Origin of the sequence: Paenibacillus sp. 4624 (assembly GCF_050435065.1) — a bacterium.
Taxonomy (GTDB): Bacteria; Bacillota; Bacilli; order Paenibacillales; family Paenibacillaceae; genus Paenibacillus; species Paenibacillus amylolyticus_D.
In genome coordinates this window covers 460,041-478,902 of record NZ_JBNDJR010000004.1, presented here as the reverse complement: position 1 = coordinate 478,902, position 18,862 = coordinate 460,041, and the positions used below count along the sequence as shown (strand labels likewise).

Below are 18,862 nucleotides of genomic sequence, written 5' to 3'. Positions count from 1 at the left end.
AGACGATGAATATAGGCTTAACGGGCGGAATCGCAACAGGCAAAAGCAGTGTTTCCGCCTATCTGGCCAGTAAGGGAGCGCTGCTCATCGATGCAGATGTTATTGCCCGGGAAGTCATGTTGCCTGGGCATCCCGTTTTGGCCGCCGCTGTTCAGCGGTTTGGACAAGCCATACTGAATGAGGATGGAACGCTGGATCGGAAGAAGTTGGGGAGTATTGTTTTTCAGCACCCGGAGGAACGTAAAGCGCTTGAGGCCATCACTCATCCCGCCATACGGAAGGAGATGCGTGAGAGAGCGGCTGCATATGAATTGAACCATCCGGACAAGCTGGTGGTATCGGATATCCCCTTGCTTTACGAGTCGGGTCTGGAGGAAGGTTTTACGGAAGTTATGGTCGTATATGTACCTAGAGCAGTACAACTGGAACGGCTGATGAGTCGGGATCTGATGACCCGGGCTGACGCCGAAGCGCGCATTGCGGCACAGATGGATATTGAACGCAAAAAAAAGCGGGCAGATATCGTGATTGATAACAGCGGTTCATGGGCTCAGACGGAGAGGCAGCTTGAATCATTTTTAACGCATAAGGGTTTGTTATGAAAATACTGCGTAAAAAACGTGTACTGCTGATCATGTTTGTTTCCTTTGTACTGGTGTTATTTCTAAATACGAACTGGATGGCCTGGTTTTATCCGATTGAATACAAGGAAGAGATTCGGGCGCAATCCCAGAGTTATGAGGTTGATCCGTTTCTGATCGCTTCAATCATCAAGGTGGAGACCAATTTCAAAACGAGCAAAGAATCCAAGCGGGGTGCGATAGGGCTGATGCAGCTCATGCCGGATACGGCGAACTGGATTTTGGAACAAGCCAAAATTCCGGATACTTCGCTTGATGAATTAAAGCATGAACCTGAGCGAAACATACAGCTGGGCACATGGTACTTACGTAATCTCTCCGATCGGTTTAATGGCAACGAAATTGTGATGATTGCAGCCTATAATGCAGGACCGGGGAAGGTCAGCAGCTGGTTGAAAAATGGTGTGTGGGATGGCAAACTTGAAACGGTGAAAAATATTCCTTTTGGTGAGACACGCCACTATGTACAACGGGTTATTTACTATTATAATCAGTATGTGAAGATCTACGATACGTTCTAGAGCGATTGCTTGGAAAAAGATAAGGGAGAAGCACGGAGCAGACCGGTAGTGTACCGGCCGCCCCATGCTCCTCTGTGTAACGTATTACGATGCAGATAATTATTGGTATTGACCTGCCAATTGCTGTTCTGCAATTGTTACCAGACGCTTCGTGATGTATCCACCGATCGAACCGTTCTCGTAAGAAGTCATGTTACCTTGGTACCCATCTTGCGGGATGCTGATTCCGAGTTCTTGAGCTACTTCGTATTTCATTTGCTCCAGGGCTGCGGAAGCTTTAGTTACGACCAAGTTGTTGGAGTTACCGTTGCTTTGTGCCATTGCTGTTCACCTCCTCGCGGGTTGGTAAAAGTATTATGTGTCGCCGATGCGATTTTCATAACAAAATATGCTCAGGGAATATGTGGTAAAAAGTAAAAGTGGGAAGTGATCTAAGTTGAAATGTCCTTATTGTGGTTATCTGGGTACCAAAGTGCTGGATTCCAGACCAGCGAATGAATCCAAATCCATCCGTCGCCGACGCGAATGCGAGCAGTGCGCGAGAAGATTCACAACCTTTGAAATGATTGAAGAAACACCTTTGATTGTCATTAAGAAGGATGGCAGCCGGGAAGAATTCAGCCGTGACAAAATTCTGCGTGGATTGATCCGTGCGTGTGAGAAGCGTCCTGTCTCTGTAGAAACGCTGGAGATGATGGTATCTGAAGTGGAGAAGTCACTGCGTAACACAGCCGAAGCTGAAGTGGAAAGCCGCCAGATCGGCGAGCTTTTAATGGAACAGTTGTTTCCGGTGGATGAAGTGGCGTACGTGCGATTTGCTTCTGTGTACCGCCAGTTCAAAGACATCAACATGTTCATGAAAGAACTGAAATCGCTGCTGTCCAAAGAAGATCTGGAGGACTAAATGTAGTGGGAAAAGGAGAAGAGCAATCCGGAGCCGCATCTGGTATGTGCCGTATGTGCCCGTAACATGAATGTTCTTCTCCATAAGATTTTCGGTGCACGAAAACCCCTAACGAAAAACCAAATCTAAGTATTTGAAAAAACTACGCCTAAAGCAAGTTTTTTTCTAAATGGAACTCTACGTAGAGGGAGTAGGCAGTAGAACAGTCTCAATATTGGGGAATAAAAAACATTACATATTTAAATAAACAAAAGACCCTACATAAAATAGGGTCTTAAAACTATGGAGCGTAGGGGGGTCGAACCCCTGACCTCTTCGCTGCCAGCGAAGCGTTCTCCCACTGAACTAACGCCCCAAGACGAATACAAAAATTAATATATCACTTAAATATTAAGCAGTCAATGTTTGTTTTATCTTTCGTAGCACTGTTATATTTGCGAATGAAGCTGTTCGCCTACCGAAAGAGGATCTCCTATCTTGCTGTGTTCAATTATGCTAATATATGTGTAACTCATGGTAAGTTTTCCCTGTGTCAATGTAGTGTAGGGATCTTCATAAAATACAATCTCTCATTTACATAGAATTCTTAAAGCTACCTTTTTATCAACATAGATGTATTACAACAACAACTAATATATTAAACATGTAAATAAGCTAATGAGAATCTCCTTCTGAAAGGTTGATGTTATTTTGATTAGTCCTTATAACGAGTTATGGATGGATTGTGTAACTAATAATCTTATAGCTATGCTAGCTAGCCAAAATGAAGCATTCCTTAAATTCCCCTGCTATATGGACACGATTTACCTAAGAAAAGTTTTTAATCAATCTTATAGTTCAGAGGGAATTCAAGAGGACTTGATGTCCAATGGTGCATACTTCCCTAAAATACAGTATTCTCTAGAGTTGCTTAATAATTATATTGATCATGAATTCGAAGAGATTAATCAGGATTGCCAAAGCATCCATAATATTATCAAAAGTAAAATCGATGATGGTTATTGTCTTTTTATTCTTGTGGATCGTTTTTTTTATCCTTCAGGTCTGGATGCGAATACTTCTCACATGATACATCCAACGTTTATTTATGGCTATAATAATGATAACCAAAGTTATATGGCGTTAGAGGATTGCGTAATGATGGGGAAAATGGATTATTACAGCATTCCTTATAGTTCTATTGAGAAATCGAGTCAATACATTACAAGTTTAGGTAGAGCAATAAGTTTAAATTTTTGCAAAACTAATGAGTCTTCAAAAGAATTTAATGGTGAAATTCCGATATTACAGGTGATTAACTCGCTGGAGAAAATGCTACAAGGAGGACAAATATATAATAAAGAATATGATTTGTACTATCATTGCGGACTAGATTCATTATCTACTTTTTCCAATGAAATTAGTACTTTCTTTTATAAATTGACAGATAAAAATACATTCAGAACAAGGGCATTGTCTTTCTGTCAATATCATAAGCGAAATCAAGACGTAGTTACTCTTATTTCGAAATATTATGATATTAATATGGGAGAGATTAAGCTATATTATGAACAACTTTACAAAAAATGGTTTGTTTTTAAAAATAAAAGTAATTATATTTTGGAAAAGCGGATGTTTAGCGGAATTCATATAAGTAAGGACGATCTTGCATGGTTGAATTTTAACTTAAATGAAATAATAGATTTAGAAAGAAGAACAATGGAAAGAATGTGGTTTCTGTGCAGAGAATATTAAATTGGAAATATTCTGAATATTTGAAACTGGAAGAATGAAGGAACTATCCCTGTAAACAGGTCTCTATAATTGTAAGTCAATTGGGAAATATGAATGGAAACAGAGGCATTTAACAAGCATTACATGATAGCTTGTGAAGATGATCACGCGTAAAGCGTAGAGTGAAATCCACTGCTGGAATATATTCATAGTTCGTATATCTGTAATGCTTGTGAATAGAACCCACTCACTTTTATCAAGAGCCCATTTGGTATTATAAAAAGACCCTAGGCTACAAACTGGCGTCGGTATTCCACCGGCGTCAGTTTGTTTAGTTTTCGCTGTGGGCGTTTTCGGATTTTCTACACTGTACCAAAGAAATAATTTTACGTTTGGCATGGGCATAAAGCCCGCTTCGAGACACATGAAACACATGACAGAGCTTCTGGATGTCACCGTTCCCCACTATCTTTTCCATGATTTCAAATTGCTCTTGATCGATGTATTCTGTTCGGCGACCTCGTTGATCGATCAGTCCAAACTCACCTAGTTCCCGATATTTTCGCATCCATCGCTTCATTCGTCCAAATCTGCATTTTTTGTTGAAACAATTGTCTCTGTTCAAATTAAGATGGGCCTGAGAAGTAGTGGTCCTCTGATAGCGTTTCTCTTGTGGGGTCAAGTGGGCTAGAGTAGCTAGGTCACAGATGAAAAATTTGTTTCTCTGTGTAACGAATATAGGCAATTGACGTATGTGAAATTCCTAATATGATGATATGGGGGAGGGTTATGTTATGCCGAAAAATGATAATATGTTAGCCATTCTATGGATGTTGAATTCGGGAGAGAAATGGACTGCAAAACAAATATCCGAAAAGTTAGAAGTAAATATAAGAACAGTTTATCGGTACATTGATGCACTATGTTCTAGTGGAGTTCCTATCATAGCCGACCCAGGTCATCATGGTGGCTATAGCCTGTTGCATCATTTTATCAGAGCGCCTCTGCTATTTGACATGGAAGAAAAAAAGACACTCCTTCATGCTGCTGTTTTTGCAAAAGAAGCTGGATACCCATTGAGTGAGACATTAGAGAATGCGACGTCCAAGTTGAAAATGTATTCGAATGAGCAACAGGAGAGCACACTAAATCATCAATTAACTGGATTTGAAGTGATAAACCGGATGATAAGCCCTTCGAATCAGCTTATATTAGCGGAATTGGAGCATGCTGTAGAACAGGAAATCTCTGTAGAGATGGACTACCGTACAAACCATGAAGAAAAGCCAAAGAACAGGATAATAGACCCTTATGGAATAGTATACTGGAACAATAAATGGTATACGGTTGCATTTTGCCACCTAAGGAATGAAATACGAAGTTTTCGAGTAGATCGGATTTTACTAATCAAGCGTACTCAACTCATTTTTAAGCGTCCTGAAGCTTTTTCTAGCCGTGAATTTTTTATGAAAAACCTGTTACCTGATCTTATGGGGAAGAAAGGATTAATTTCTTTAATAATCGAAGGTAGGCCAGAGGCGTTAGACGAATTAAGCATGCATTGGTTTTTCGGCCATCATCTGAAAGAGCGAACATCTAATCAAGCCATCTTTTTATTTGAGGAAAAATCCATTCATAGCTCTGTCCCTTATTTTCTCCTATCCTATGGTAAATCCATTCGAATAATCGAACCCCAGAGTGTGAAAGACAGACTTGTTGCTATTGCAACAGAGTTAATGGAATATTATCAACATTAGTAGCTTCACTGACAGCGGATGTCAGTGAAGCTATTTTATAATGAGATAGTCAGTGATTATCGATGGATTGTAGTCCTTGATAGATAAAAAAAGGGAGAAATTCTAAATGAAAAACAAAGTATATCTTTATGTTTTTGACAGCATGTCCGATTGGGAAATAGGTTATTTAACAGCCGAGCTGAATTCAGGAAGATACTTTAGAAAGGGGCTGGCTCCAGCACAAATAGTCACCGTCGGGATCGAAAAGTCTCCAGTAACTACAATGGGCGGATTGAAAATAACACCTGATATTAAAGTGGATGAGTGCAATATTAAAAGCATAGATGCACTCATTTTACCTGGTGGGAATACCTGGACTGAGGCTATTCACAAGCCCATATTAAAAATTGCCAAGATGTGTCTACGGGAAGGGATCATGGTTGGAGCCATTTGCGGTGCTTCCATCGGACTTGCTCAAGCAGGGTTGTTAGATTCACGTTTTCATACAAGCAATGATCTGGCTTACCTTAAAATGATTTGTCCGTCTTATACGGGCGAAGAATATTACAAATTGGATGCTGCTGTTACGGATGGAAAACTGATCACTGCTTCCGGAGTAGCTCCACTTGAATTTTCTGTTCATTTTTTAAGAGAGCTAGATGTATTTTCTCCAGAAACATTAGACGCATGGTATCATCTTAATAAAACTCATGAACCTCAATATTTCTACGAATTGATGAGTTCAATTCAGTGACAGCTCTATTCAAAGAGAAACACCATCACTTAAATGTGATGGCGTTTTTTGATGGATTGCTTCGTAGGCCAGTCTACTTACGGGGAGTGAACGTAAGGATGTTTTCTAAACTGGTCTTTACCAAGGGTAGAGCTTTAGGTTGTATTGTTTAGCCGGAAGGTAGCGCACCATTCTGTACACGCTTTCAATTATGCGAGTGTTCGATGAACCGTACAAAGATAGTAGCTGCTTCGGAGCGGGTAGCAGTGGCTGTAGGAGCAAATAGATTATCCGGCTTGCCTGATACAATACCGGTGCTCCGCATCGCCTTAACGGCCTCCAATGCCCATGAGCTGATCTCACTCTCGTCGGCGAAGGACTTAGACTGGCTTTCAGGTATTTGATAGCTTTTGTACTTCATGTAGTTATAAAGGATCACTGACATCTGTTCACGAGTCATCGGAGAATTGGGGTCAAACAGATTCGCGTTTAAACCGTTGACTATGCCTTTTTCTGCCGCCCACTCGACTGCCGCCGTGTACCACTGTTCGTCCGTCACGTCCCTATAGCGAGAACTCGTATAGTCGGTATGTTTTACATTCTCCAGATTGGCCAGTACCTGCACGAACATTGCGCGCGTCATTGCGCTGTCCGGTGCGAATGTCGCAGACGTCGTGCCGTTGAAAAGATTGTACGTGTAAACGGAATTAACGTAACCGTAGAACCAGTTCTCCATGGTGGTATCCCTAAAAGGATTGCCTGATCGCAAGAGGAAGCCCAGTGAGGAGGTATCATTAAATGTAAGCTCTGTGGCCTCACGAATGTTCAGCGATATGCCGTTGTTTAAGTCCACTCTTGCTCCGTGCAGTCCTGCCACAACCGTACCGTCGGCTCGTATCTTCGATCCTTCATGGATATGCATTTGATTGCCGTTTGGCAGGTTGCTGTGCGCTCCTTTGCTTCCTACAGTGACCGTTCCGTCGCTTTCAATCGTGGAGCCGCTTGGAATGGTCACTGTGCTTTTGCTGCTGGGGAGTGTCACTTGGGCGCTCTTGTCCCCCGGAACGGTCACCTTACCGTTTGAATCTATCGATGTGCCTTCAGGTACCGTGATTTCCGTGCCACCTTTGGTCGAAATCTTGCCGCCACCGGGCAGGGTAGTGTTACCATTTTTGTCTGTGACTGCGGGTTTATCCTTCGGTGTACTCACGGTGTAGCTCGACTTCGACATACCAGCTTCTGTCCCGGTGCCCGTAATGTCGATGTTGCTTGTGTTATCTGTGTTGCTTGTATTACCGGTGTTGCCCGTAGTGCCACCAGAACCAGGCACGGTAGGGGTTGCCGCCGCCGTCGGCATAGCCGTTACACTGATCTCTGCGCCGCCGCCCTTTGCGTTCAACGCGATGATTTTGAAGCTGTAGCTTTGACCGTTTGTCAGGTTATTAAAGGTATATTTAGTTTCGGTCGCTTCCATTGTAACTGGCGGTACGTTGCCATACCATACCTTGTAGCCCGATATTGTGCTGCCACCGTCGTCAGCTGGAGCAGACCAACTCAAGGTGACCCGTCCGTCACCCGCTGTCGCCTTGAATCCGCTCGGCGCACCGGGCACGACCGGTTTTCGCTGCGCGAACATCCAATCGAAGACATCGGTGTAGTCATTGTTCCAAGCAGGCAAGTTAGAGGATTGCGCCGTAGGAGCTATACTCCAATTTCCCATAGTTATCTGGTTGTAGAGAACAGCTGCTTCAACTTCATGCGCTATATAATCAGCCAGAACAGGTGTGTTGGCAGGATTCGGCCTCAGATTCGGCTGATCAAATTGATTGTAAGGCCATGTAAGCACCTCATTACTCTCAAAGCGTGAAGCCCTTGCATTAATCATTTTTGGCATATTGGTATTGATGAAATTATTGAGGTTAGTCTGGTAGCCACCAACATTATGAGCATTTAAAAACATCCAATAGGCCAAGGTGTGGTGAGAGTCATTGTCCTTAGCGTTCGGTGAACCGCTTACCGGGGCCATCGGTGCGGCGGCAGCGAAGAAGCCGGGATAGCTGTTAACTAAGTTGTTCGTATACTGGCCGCCCCAGGAGAAGCCTGCTGCGTAAACACGGTTAGGATCTACTTCGCCGCTGGCGATCAGGGCGTCAATGACCTTCTTAACATTCTGTGTGGAGGGAACAGAAACGCCATTATAGGAAATATTCAGGATGTGGCTGGCGTACTTTTCGGGATTCTGTGCCATTTTTTTCATTAGGGCGACCGATCCATTGGCGGATTTCATGGCCGCTTTTTGGTCTGCCGCAGCGTTTGTGCCGCCGCGTGACATGCCGTGGGTGTACACATACAGCGGCAATCCTTTCACCACGTTACCGTCTTCATCCTTATGAAGGTAGAGCGAGCGATTGACCGAATTATCCGTGAATGTTGTGAATTTATCAAGGATTGGATTCACAACTTTTTCTTGCTCAAAAACCACATTGTGAAGTGGATTCCCCTCTGTCAGTACGATCTGACCCTTTTGGCTGAGGGTGTAAACCTGCTTTGTCGAGTTACTGCTGCCATCTAGTGTTGTATTGCCGCCGCTTTCTGAATAAAACTCAGATTCAACGACGATGTAACGCCCGCTTGCCAGTCCGTCCTGATAATCCGGTGAATTGCTAACCGGCCCCACATAGCCGCGTACCTTCGGTTCATCATTAGCGTATACCCTTGTGATCTTGCGTGGTCCTTCAAAAGTAACCGCTTCACCGTTCAGGGTGGTGTTCCTAGCCGATAAGGCAAACAAATCTGGACGAAGCTCGGAGCCTAACGCCGAATTCCCTTCACCTAAGTCGATGATGACAGCCGTTGTGTACTCGCCACTGGCGAAGTTGTCATTCCATACGATAAAAGGAAGTATGCTCGCGCCCGGATCATTTTTGAATGTCACATGAATGGTATGGCTAGCTTCAATATTCGTAAAGGTATAAGAGCTAGAAGATTGAGTCACGATCACGCCGTCTACCGTTACAGTATCCACAACTTTACCGGAATCGGGGCTAAACGTAATGTCTTTATTAGAGCCTCGTTCTACTCTTAGGACATCGCCAGGCGGATTCGACATGATTGAGCCACCCGGTCCGGCAGTGGCGGTAATTGTTAATCTAGTGTCCACTTCATTGGCTGGGATGAGCTGCAGGCTGTCTGTAAATGAATCAGAGCTGGTATAAGCTGCGTCCGGAACTCCAAAAGAGGAAACGACTTCATAGCGGTCACCGCCGTTTTCTGTCGAGTTATTGATATAGACCTCGAAGGTAAGATTTCCCTCCTGTAAGATCAAATCTCTTTTGGGTATTCTCATCTCCACGATGTATCCTGTTTCCGTGGTCTGGGTCCATGCAGCTCTGCCTGGAGCGGCCTGCCCTGAAAACACACCCGTCGCGCTGACACGCCACTGGTTCGAGCCACCTGTTCCAGTACCAACATAAAACTCCAGGCTGTCGTACCGGTGATCTCCGCCAGCTCCCTGATATAGATTACTGTCATTCACAACTACGCGGGCATACACGTAGTCATGATCCCAAAGGATTCTGGCAGTGCCCGTGGCATGAGGTCTGGGATCGGTGGGCACAGTGCTTTTGTTGATGTGATGCTCCATGGTTTGGCTCCAGAGGGGGTCATTTGACCCGAGTTCGGGAGTTCCAAAAATGGCGGCCTTTGTTTCATTTGTTACTACTGCGTTTTCAATGTTGTCATTGTCGGCAGCATAGCTCGTAGGCATTAACGAGGCTACCATGACCAAGCAACAAAGGAACGCGAGCATTTTTCTAAATCGTTTTGGCATAGATGCAATCCTCCTTATTTTTTGATCCGGTGCGCTCATGGTTTACTCGCATCCGTATTTGGAAGCGTTATCAAAAGATGGCAGGCGCCCAACTATATATATTATGTTTATCCGGGGTTAAATCCTTTAATTTCAATGTAGAGTATATTTTGGAATAAAAACGATTACTTCGAAGTATAGGGACAACGCTTTAGTCCACATCAAATTTCAAATTGCAATAAAAAAATCCACATTATTAACATGATAGTACATTGAATTGAAATATCGGAACACGTAATATGAGAAGAAATGTAAGCGCATTCATTTTAGAATGTTTTTCTAGCTCCTGAAGTGAGGTGGTCTTGTTTTGAAGCTGATCTGTTGTTTTGTATGCATCTGAAAATTAAAAGAGGGGAAGAATGCTATGCGAAAGCGAATTACAAACATAACTTTAGTTTTACTTTTGACCTTCAGCAGCTGTTTTAGTTTGGGTATACCGTTTAACAATCAAGCTTCAGCGGACACAGTAACACCAATGATGTTGGCGCATTATCCATTGCTTGAAGATGTATTGGATACATCTGGTAATGGCAATCATGGAACGGCTGTAGGCAACATTACGTACGACGATGGTCTTACTCTACCGGGAGGGACCGATAGTAATACGAACTATGTACAACTTCCTACGGGTTTGTTTGATCATCAAGAAAACACAACAATCTCTGTATGGATGAAGAGTAACACTGGACGCGGGAACTACGCAGCATTATTCTACGGTACGCCAGCAACTGAAAATAATTTGCCAACGAATTACTGGCTGTTTAATCCATCCAATCCAAGTGGTGATTTTAAGTCCGTATTTACAGATCGCAATAATGTTGATCAGCCTTGGACGACTGAGGTAGGCGTATCAGGCACTTCTACGTCACAGTATGAAGGTCAATGGGTTCACTATACAACGGTTATCACAGAACGCTCTATTACAGGCTACATTAACGGAGTAAGTATAGGCACCGTCGCCAAAGAGAAAACAACAGCAAGCTTTGGTACGGATTTGCAAGCTTATATCGGTCGCTCCAATTATTTAGCGGATGCTACTTTTGCCGGTAGCTTTCAAGATTTAAGAATTTACGGAGCGGCATTAAGTAGTGAAGATATCGCTGGAGTATATCAACAATCGCTCGATGAAAAGCAAATACAACAAAGTAAAAAAGAGCTAACGTTAGGTGATGTATCTGCCGTTACCGAATCTCTTGAACTCCCTTCTGCCAATAAGTATGGGGCATCGATATCGTGGACTTCCAGTGATGAGAGTGCGATTAGTCCAACGGGAGAAGTGTTTTTACGAGAAATAGAGCAACAAGTGACGTTAACGGCAACCATTTCTTTAGGTGGTAGCCAAGTAACGAAAGAGTTTATCGTTAACTTGCGGCCAAAAGATGACTCTATTGAGCAGATTGCTGTTAAAGGTGTTTCGCTTAATAAATCTACACTTCGTTTATCCGTGGGGGACAGCGAGGCATTAGTGGCTACAATTTCACCATTAAATGCAACCAATAAAAGGGTTACATGGACATCTAGTGATTCCAGTGTAGCAAATGTCAATTTGGCCGGTAACGTTACAGCGGTTAGTGAAGGTACAGCCACCATTACGGTACAAACGGAGGATGGAGATTATATAGCTGTCTCAACTATTAGCGTACAAGAAAAGTCACAAAATGATGATCTGATTCTTCATTACAACATGAAAACCACTGCAGAGGTAGATGGTCAACTCGTACTAAAGGATGTCGCCAATAAGAAAGTTAAATTTGATGGGATATTTAGAAATCGAAACAATGGACAATTCATTTCTAACAGTGAGGTTGGTTTTATATCCTTCAATGGAGGAAGCTCTGCATCGAATAGTGGATATGTTGAGATTCCTAAGGGCACAAACGGACTAGATCTATTACAGGGTCTGAATGAGATTACCGTATCTTCCATCGTGAACTGGACGAATGATGGTACGAATCGCTGGATTTTCGGTCTGGGTACAGTGTTAACACCGGAAACGAATAAATATTTTTTTGTAACCCCACGTCACGGTAGCGGATCAGGCAATATGATTGCTACGGGTATATCTAAAAATGGCTGGCCGAACGAAGCATTAGTTACAGGCAGCGCAAATTCCAACCTGATCGGTGGACAGTGGAAGCATGTAACGGTGTCCTTCTCTGAAGCCAGCAACAGGATCACATTATTTGTGGATGGAGTTAAAGTTGCTTCAGGTAATGCGAAGGGACTAAAGCTGGCAGAAATCATTAATCCGGCTTCTACGTTCTCTGGTTTTATCGGAAAGTCCATCTTCGCGAACGATCCATATCTTCAAGGAAGCCTGGCTGATTTCCGAGTATATAATCGCGCATTGACGGAGCAAGAAGTGGGGGAGTTATATCAACAAGAAGCAGTAACTCACATCTCCCAAATACGTCAGCTTACTGTTGATGATGCGTCGAATCAACTTAGCATAGATCGTTACTTAGACGAAGCAGATCAGAGTGCGGATAAAATAACGAAAAACGTCGCCTTGCCAACGAGTGGTAAAAACGGTGTCAACATCACTTGGAGTTCCAGTTATCCTTCCGTCATTTCTAACAGTGGAGTTGTAGAACGTCCAAATGCTCAAGCAAGTGATGCTCAAGCAGAACTTACAGCAACTTTAACGTATCAAGGAGTATCTAAAGCGGCTGTATTTCCTGTTACGATTTTGAAGCAATTTGATGATCAACAGAAGAGTGACCTGGATGCTGAACAATTAGAGATTTACAATGCAGACAACGTTAAAGGCAACTTACGTCTTGTGACTACAGGTGAACAAGGATCTACCATTAGATGGACGTCTAGCAAACCTACTGTTGTTAAAGGAACAGCCGAAGCGGCTGGAAACGCTACACAGCTGGGCTGGGTAAGCCGTCAAGCTACGGATGTACCCGTTTCGTTAACAGCCACAATTACAAATGGTACAGCTTCTAAAGAGCGTACGTTTGACCTTACCGTTAAAAAAACAGCTGCGCCAGTACAGCATGATGCGTACTTCTTTGCGTACTTTACAGGTGAATATGAGGGTGGTGAAGAAATCTCCTTCGCTACAGCTGAAGACCCATTGTTCTGGAAAGCCCTGAATAATGGTAAGTCGATCCTTCAATCGAATATGGGTGAAAAGGGACTTCGTGATCCATTCGTTATTCGTTCAGCAGAAGGTGATAAATTCTATATGCTGGCAACCGATTTGAAAATGGGTGAGAGCACCAATTTCGACCAGGCTCAAATTACGGGTAGCCATTACATGATGATTTGGGAATCGGAGGATCTCGTCAACTGGAGCGAGCAGCGGATGGTCAAGGTTGCTCCCAAGACAGGAGGAAATACGTGGGCACCAGAAGCGATCTATGATCCGCTCACTGGAGAGTATATCGTATTTTGGGCTTCATCGATGAAAAATACAGAGACATACGGTGATTATAACGGAAGACCGGCAGGTCAGTACAATGTGATGTACTATGCAACAACACGAGATTTCTATAACTTTTCAGAGCCAAAAGTCATGATTGATGAGTCACTTCCAACCATTGATACGACGTTTATTGAGCATAATGATATGTTGTATCGATTTACCAAATCAGAAGTCAATACCAAAGTGTATGTGGAGAAAGCGCCAAATTTCTACTATGACAAGGACGGTATTGCTGCCAATGGCCTTCAATACGACGCTGTTCCGGGTACACGTGATAATAAACTTGGCTTGATTGGAAAAAATGGAAACAATGAAGGCCAAACAATATTTAAGGATATTCATCAAGACAAGTGGTATCTGTTCCTGGATTCATGGCCTTATCATGTACGATATACAACAGATCTGGATAGTAGCTCGCAATATATGAACAATGTATTAAGCAGTGATCAATATGCACTTCCGCCAGGACCGAGGCACGGAACAGTGATTCCAATCTCACGTGCGGAGTATAATGCTTTGCAAGCGAAGTATGCTTTCGAGGGACCAGCACCATCAACAGACCCGGTTGTACATTATTCATTTGATGCAAATACAGTGAATGGTACAACGTTGAACGACATTTCGGGGAATGGCTATCACGCAACACTGGTAGGTGGAGCAACGCTTAATGAAGAGGATCACATCGGTAAAAAGGGCTCTTCGCTAGAGCTTAATGGGTCAACAGGATATGTGAAACTGCCCGATAATCTGATTCAATCTTTGAATCTGGAGAAGGCTACGTTCTCTACATGGGTTCAAATGGACAAAAATCAGGAAAATCAAAGAATATTTGATTTTGCTTCCGAAACAGGCAGACAGGTTAACCGCAATACCATGTACCTGAGTACACAAGGCGATACAGGTAGTCTGGAGTTCGCTGTTGTAACCCCTTTTACAGAGAAATTTAGCAATGACAGTACGAGACTCGGAGCAGATTATAAATATGCATTGCGAAATGCTGGATTATTACCAACGAAGACTTGGCAGCATGTTGCCATTACTATGGATGAATTTGAGGCAGTACTGTATGTGAATGGGCATGAGGTTAAACGCAGCTCCACATTTAATGTTGAGCCCAGAATGTTACTGGAAACAACGATGAATTACATTGGTAAATCAAGAAATAGTTCTGATCGTCTGTTTGATGGTAAATTGGATGATTTCCGCATTTATAATCGTGCATTATCTGGTCAAGAGATTGCAGCATTAGCGGAAGAAGACGTTACTCCTCCAGTAGAGCAGCCATCTGGGGCTGAGCTCATTCTGCACTACGATATGAATGATATCGATCGTGCGACTGCGACGGTTATTGATCAAACAGGAAACTTCAACGGGAAATGGATGAATCCGTCTAAGGCAGAATGGATTCGTACAGATGATGCTGGTGTGCTGAGCTTTAATGGGGGCAGAACGGACTCCTATTTAGAGTTGCCACAAGGAATTCTCGATGGATTAACGGATATCACCGTTTCATCTATTGTGAACTGGAACGGAAAAAACGCTGCGGAGTGGTTGTATGCGTTAGGAAGACCAAATAATAACACGCACTATACGTATTTCACACCACGTTATAATGCTAACGGGCTAGCCCGTTTAGGAATCGCGACGAATGCCTGGAACAATGAGTCTTCAACTTCTACCACGGGGTTAAAGAATAATGAATGGAAAGTAGTTACGACCGTTGTTTCAGGCAAGGATGGTACACTAATAATTTATATTGATGGTGTTGCTGTTGCATCAGGCTCAACCAATGGAATGACGCTAGAACAAATAAAAAATACTTCAGGCAGCAGTGGATACATCGGTAAGTCATTTTATACAGCTGATCCATACTTCGGCGGGTTGATTGCAGACTTCCAAATCTATGATGGTGCTATGACTGCGGCAGATGTTACGACACTTAAGGCTCGTGCTGATCAGAAGATTGCTTCAATGGAGGGCATGCTTGTATCGGCTGCGGCAGAGAAGTTAACGATCATTGATCTGCTTGCCACGAATACATCCAAAGATGCGATTACAAGCAATGTAACCTTGCCAACATCAGGTACTTATGGCACCACGATAAGCTGGACAACGGATAAAAGCAATGTGATCTCAACTACAGGTGTCGTAAGTAGACCAAATAACGCAACTGGCGATCAAGTTGTAACGTTAACAGCGGTATTTACAGATGGTATAGAGACAGTTAACAAAACCTTTACGTTGAGGGTTAAAGCATTGCCGAGCGATGCCAATGCTGTAGAGGAAGCAAAAGCGGCACTAGTTGTTCATAACATTCAGGATGTAAGAGGTCATCTCTCCTTAACGACATCTGGATTATATGGATCAACGATTACTTGGGCTTCGGCTCAACCAAACGTCCTTTCAGGAACTGGTGAAGTGCAACGTCCGGCCCATGGTAGTGGAGATGTAGACGTGAAGCTTACAGCTACGATTGCATTAAACTCAGCATCCACAACGAAGGAGTTTATTGCAAAGGTCAAGGAACGACCTGCTGATGAAAAATATGCGGGATACTTCTTCACATATTTCACTGGGGAAGGGACTTCAACTGGTGAGCAAGTTTATTTTGCACTAAGTAACGGTAATGATCCGTTAAACTGGCGAGAACTGAATGAGGGTAAACCTGTACTGACCTCTACCTTAGGGGAGAAGGGAGTACGTGATCCATTCATTATTCGTTCGCCTGAAGGCGACAAGTTCTACATGATCGCTACCGATCTCAAAATCAACGGTAATGGTGACTGGGGCAGAGCACAGACGTGGGGTAGCCGTTCCATAATGGTTTGGGAATCGAATGATCTCGTCAACTGGACAGATCAACGCATGGTAGAGGTTGCACCGGAAGAAGCGGGTAATACTTGGGCACCAGAAATCATGTACGACAAGACAACAGGCGAATATATCGTATTTTGGGCATCAAGAATGTTTGATGATGCATCCCATACAGGTAACGCTTATCAAAAAATGATGTATAGCAAGACAAGAGATTTCTATACGTTTACTGAGCCGAAAGAATATTTGGATTATGGATATTCCATCATTGACACCACAATGATTGAGCATGATGGTAAAGTATATCGTTTTACGAAGGATGAGCAGGACAACGGAGCTGCTGCTCCATTTGGCAAGATGATTTTCCAAGAGGTGGGTGACTCGATCTTAGATCCAGCCTTCAAGATGGTTAATCAAGGTGTGGGTAACATGAAATGGGTTGAGGGTCCAACGATCTTCAAATCGAATACAGAAGAAAAATGGTATTTATTCGTGGATGAGTTTGGTGGAAGAGGTTATATTCCATTCGAGACAACCTACCTTGCATCAGGTCAGTGGACATTATCTTCTAACTACAACTTACCCGCCAGTCCGCGTCACGGAACGGTCATTCCCATTACACAAAGTGAGTATGATTCACTCAGTGGGAAGAAGGTACCCGTTAACGGAGTTAGCTTGGACAAAACGACGTTGTCCGTCGTAGAAGGTCAATCAGGACAATTAACAGCTACGATCACACCGGCAAATGCAACGAAAAAAGCAGTAACCTGGAGCTCAAGTAACCCAGCTGTAGCTACTGTAAGTGCGACAGGTCGAGTAACAGCGGTTGCACCAGGAACAGCAATAATAACCGTAACTACAGTAGATGGTAATTTATCATCCAGCGCTACAGTAACGGTGACACCACTATTTGAACCGACTGCACCAGGAGAAGTAACCGGAACAAGCGTAATAGCGGGTAATCAGAAGCTGACTTTGAAATGGAGTAATCCTGCAGAAAGCGATCTGGTCGCTATTAAGATTACAGGTCATGGAAATACAGAGTTTAAGACGGTAACGCTGAATCATGCGGCTAGCAGTTATGAAGTCACAGAACTTGCGAATGGTAGGCGTTATGAATTCCGTATTACTACGGTAAATGCAGCAGGGAATGAATCCGCAGGGGTTGTGGTGTCAGGAACACCACAAGCACCAAGCAGTGGTAATGGAGATGGTGGCAATGCCAGTGGCAGTAACATCCCTGCACCTACAGCACCACCAGCTTCTACAGGTGGAAGTGAGCCAGTGGTAATGGACAACGGTCAAATAAACATTAAGCCAGTTGTTAATGAGAACGGTGTTTCTAAAGTGAAGTTAAGTCCAGATACGGTGAAGCGTGCGCTTGATCAAACGACAGGCGGTAAGCTGCAGGTGCGAGTTGAAGGTGATCAAAGCTTGAACGAGCTAACCGTTGAGCTAGCCGTAGATCCGCGCTTAACTAGTGCAACTTCTAAAGTAGGTAGCATCGAGATCAACATGGGTTCTGCAGTCGTAACGTTGGCTACCGAAAGGCTTGGATCAGGAATAAGCACAGGGAAAACGTTAGGATTGTCGGTTATGAGAATGGCAGCGAATCAACTGCCAGCTGGCACACAAGCTAGGTTAGATGGTAAGGTCGTATACGATATCAAGCTAACGATGGATGGTACGAAGCTAACGGAGTTTGATGGTAGAGATGATCTTGTGATTGCATTGCCATATACGCTGAAGGCTTCCGAGAATCCAAACAACATCATCGTATACGATGTGAAGGACAACGGAGAGCGAAGAGTTGTGATGAATGGTAAATACAATGCAGGGACAGGTCAAGTAGAGTTCAAACCAACGGATCTAAGTAAGTATACGGTAGCGTATGTTGCAACGAGCTTTCAGGATGTGACCCAAGGCTGGGCGAAAGATGCGATCTCGGCATTGGGAGCAAGAGGCATTGTAAAGGGTGTAGGTGACGGCGAGTTTAATCCGAAAGCTCAGGTGACAAGAGCAGAATTTATCACGATGCTGATGAATGTGTTGGAGTTATCGGATGAGAGCGCGGCGGCAAGTTTTAGTGATGTGGAACAAGGAGATTGGTACCATGGAAATATCGCAACCGCGCAGAAGCTGGGAATTGTGAACGGGAAACCAGATGGAAGTTTCGGAGTTCATGAGAATATTACGCGAGAAGATATGGCCGTTATGGTATACAAGGCGATCCGATTGAAGCAACTAAAATTACCAGATCGCGAAGCTAGAGCTTTCAAGGATAAAGCAAACATCGCAAACTATGCGAAGCAAGCTGTAGAGGCAATGCGGGGAGCAAGCATCATAAACGGTGTAGGTAACGATGAGTTTGCACCGAAGAAAACGGCTAACCGTGACGAAGCAGTAGTGATGATCTATAATTTATGGAATTTAATGTAGGCTTGTTAAATATAGGTCAGTTGCTATGAATTGAATTTGATTAAAGGCTCCATGCTA

General features: G+C 43.5%; 10 protein-coding genes and 1 tRNA gene. 7 read left to right on the top strand and 4 right to left on the bottom strand.

All coding sequences use genetic code 11. The annotated features are described in order from the left end of the window. Positions 1-5: 5 nt before the first annotated feature. Complete coding sequence (coaE, locus tag ABIE27_RS12590; protein WP_123064214.1) at positions 6-602, top strand: dephospho-CoA kinase; 597 nt, start codon at positions 6-8, stop codon at positions 600-602. Next, positions 599-1,162, top strand: coding sequence for a lytic transglycosylase domain-containing protein (locus ABIE27_RS12585; RefSeq protein ID WP_429350630.1), 564 nt, complete (start codon positions 599-601; stop codon positions 1,160-1,162). The genes coaE and ABIE27_RS12585 overlap by 4 nt, the downstream gene beginning before the upstream one ends. Positions 1,163-1,261: 99 nt before the next feature. On the opposite strand, the gene ABIE27_RS12580 is transcribed toward ABIE27_RS12585, so the two are convergent. After that, the gene (locus tag ABIE27_RS12580) at positions 1,262-1,483 is read right to left on the bottom strand and encodes an alpha/beta-type small acid-soluble spore protein (RefSeq protein ID WP_017689472.1); all 222 of its coding nucleotides are present in this window, start codon (positions 1,481-1,483) and stop codon (positions 1,262-1,264) included. A gap of 115 nt (positions 1,484-1,598) precedes the next feature. Here ABIE27_RS12580 and nrdR point away from each other — a divergent pair, with 115 nt between their 5' ends. After that, positions 1,599-2,066: a transcriptional regulator NrdR gene (gene nrdR, locus ABIE27_RS12575; RefSeq protein WP_090920285.1), complete on the top strand. Its 468-nt coding sequence runs from the start codon at positions 1,599-1,601 to the stop codon at positions 2,064-2,066. A 283-nt stretch (positions 2,067-2,349) separates the two neighbouring features. Here nrdR and ABIE27_RS12570 read toward each other — a convergent pair. Continuing rightward, positions 2,350-2,421: transfer RNA gene (locus ABIE27_RS12570), tRNA-Ala, on the bottom strand. Positions 2,422-2,858: 437 nt separating this feature from the next. On the opposite strand from ABIE27_RS12570, the gene ABIE27_RS12565 reads away from it, so the two are divergent. After that, positions 2,859-3,800 (top strand): hypothetical protein, encoded by a 942-nt coding sequence (locus ABIE27_RS12565; RefSeq protein WP_151458067.1) that lies wholly within the window; start codon positions 2,859-2,861, stop codon positions 3,798-3,800. A 310-nt stretch (positions 3,801-4,110) separates the two neighbouring features. Here the strand turns inward: ABIE27_RS12565 and ABIE27_RS12560 are convergent, their stop codons facing one another. Further along, positions 4,111-4,347 (bottom strand): hypothetical protein, encoded by a 237-nt coding sequence (locus tag ABIE27_RS12560; protein WP_429350629.1) that lies wholly within the window; start codon positions 4,345-4,347, stop codon positions 4,111-4,113. 226 nt (positions 4,348-4,573) lie between these two features. On the opposite strand from ABIE27_RS12560, the gene ABIE27_RS12555 reads away from it, so the two are divergent. Both ABIE27_RS12555 and ABIE27_RS12550 read left to right on the top strand, forming a co-directional pair. Next, entirely contained in the window at positions 4,574-5,536 is a 963-nt protein-coding gene (locus ABIE27_RS12555; RefSeq protein ID WP_429350628.1) for a helix-turn-helix transcriptional regulator, read from the top strand. 106 nt (positions 5,537-5,642) lie between these two features. Further along, complete coding sequence (locus ABIE27_RS12550) at positions 5,643-6,269, top strand: type 1 glutamine amidotransferase family protein (RefSeq protein ID WP_429350627.1); 627 nt, start codon at positions 5,643-5,645, stop codon at positions 6,267-6,269. 184 nt (positions 6,270-6,453) lie between these two features. Here the strand turns inward: ABIE27_RS12550 and ABIE27_RS12545 are convergent, their stop codons facing one another. After that, positions 6,454-10,077 (bottom strand): S-layer homology domain-containing protein, encoded by a 3,624-nt coding sequence (locus ABIE27_RS12545; RefSeq protein ID WP_429350626.1) that lies wholly within the window; start codon positions 10,075-10,077, stop codon positions 6,454-6,456. A gap of 466 nt (positions 10,078-10,543) precedes the next feature. Here ABIE27_RS12545 and ABIE27_RS12540 point away from each other — a divergent pair, with 466 nt between their 5' ends. Next, positions 10,544-18,805, top strand: a complete 8,262-nt coding sequence (locus ABIE27_RS12540; RefSeq protein ID WP_429350625.1) for an immunoglobulin-like domain-containing protein — start codon at positions 10,544-10,546, stop codon at positions 18,803-18,805. The last annotated feature ends 57 nt before the right edge of the window (positions 18,806-18,862 follow it).

What these genes read in the sequence shown, in the direction of transcription:
- coaE (WP_123064214.1), top strand. Translation starts at nt 6, where the DNA reads ATGAATATAGGCTTAACGGGCGGAATCGCAACAGGCAAAAGCAGTGTT.
- ABIE27_RS12585 (WP_429350630.1), top strand. Translation starts at nt 599, where the DNA reads ATGAAAATACTGCGTAAAAAACGTGTACTGCTGATCATGTTTGTTTCC.
- ABIE27_RS12580 (WP_017689472.1), bottom strand. Translation starts at nt 1,483, where the DNA reads ATGGCACAAAGCAACGGTAACTCCAACAACTTGGTCGTAACTAAAGCT.
- ABIE27_RS12565 (WP_151458067.1), top strand. Translation starts at nt 2,859, where the DNA reads ATGGACACGATTTACCTAAGAAAAGTTTTTAATCAATCTTATAGTTCA.
- ABIE27_RS12560 (WP_429350629.1), bottom strand. Translation starts at nt 4,347, where the DNA reads ATGCGAAAATATCGGGAACTAGGTGAGTTTGGACTGATCGATCAACGA.
- ABIE27_RS12555 (WP_429350628.1), top strand. Translation starts at nt 4,574, where the DNA reads ATGCCGAAAAATGATAATATGTTAGCCATTCTATGGATGTTGAATTCG.
- ABIE27_RS12550 (WP_429350627.1), top strand. Translation starts at nt 5,643, where the DNA reads ATGAAAAACAAAGTATATCTTTATGTTTTTGACAGCATGTCCGATTGG.
- ABIE27_RS12545 (WP_429350626.1), bottom strand. Translation starts at nt 10,077, where the DNA reads ATGCCAAAACGATTTAGAAAAATGCTCGCGTTCCTTTGTTGCTTGGTC.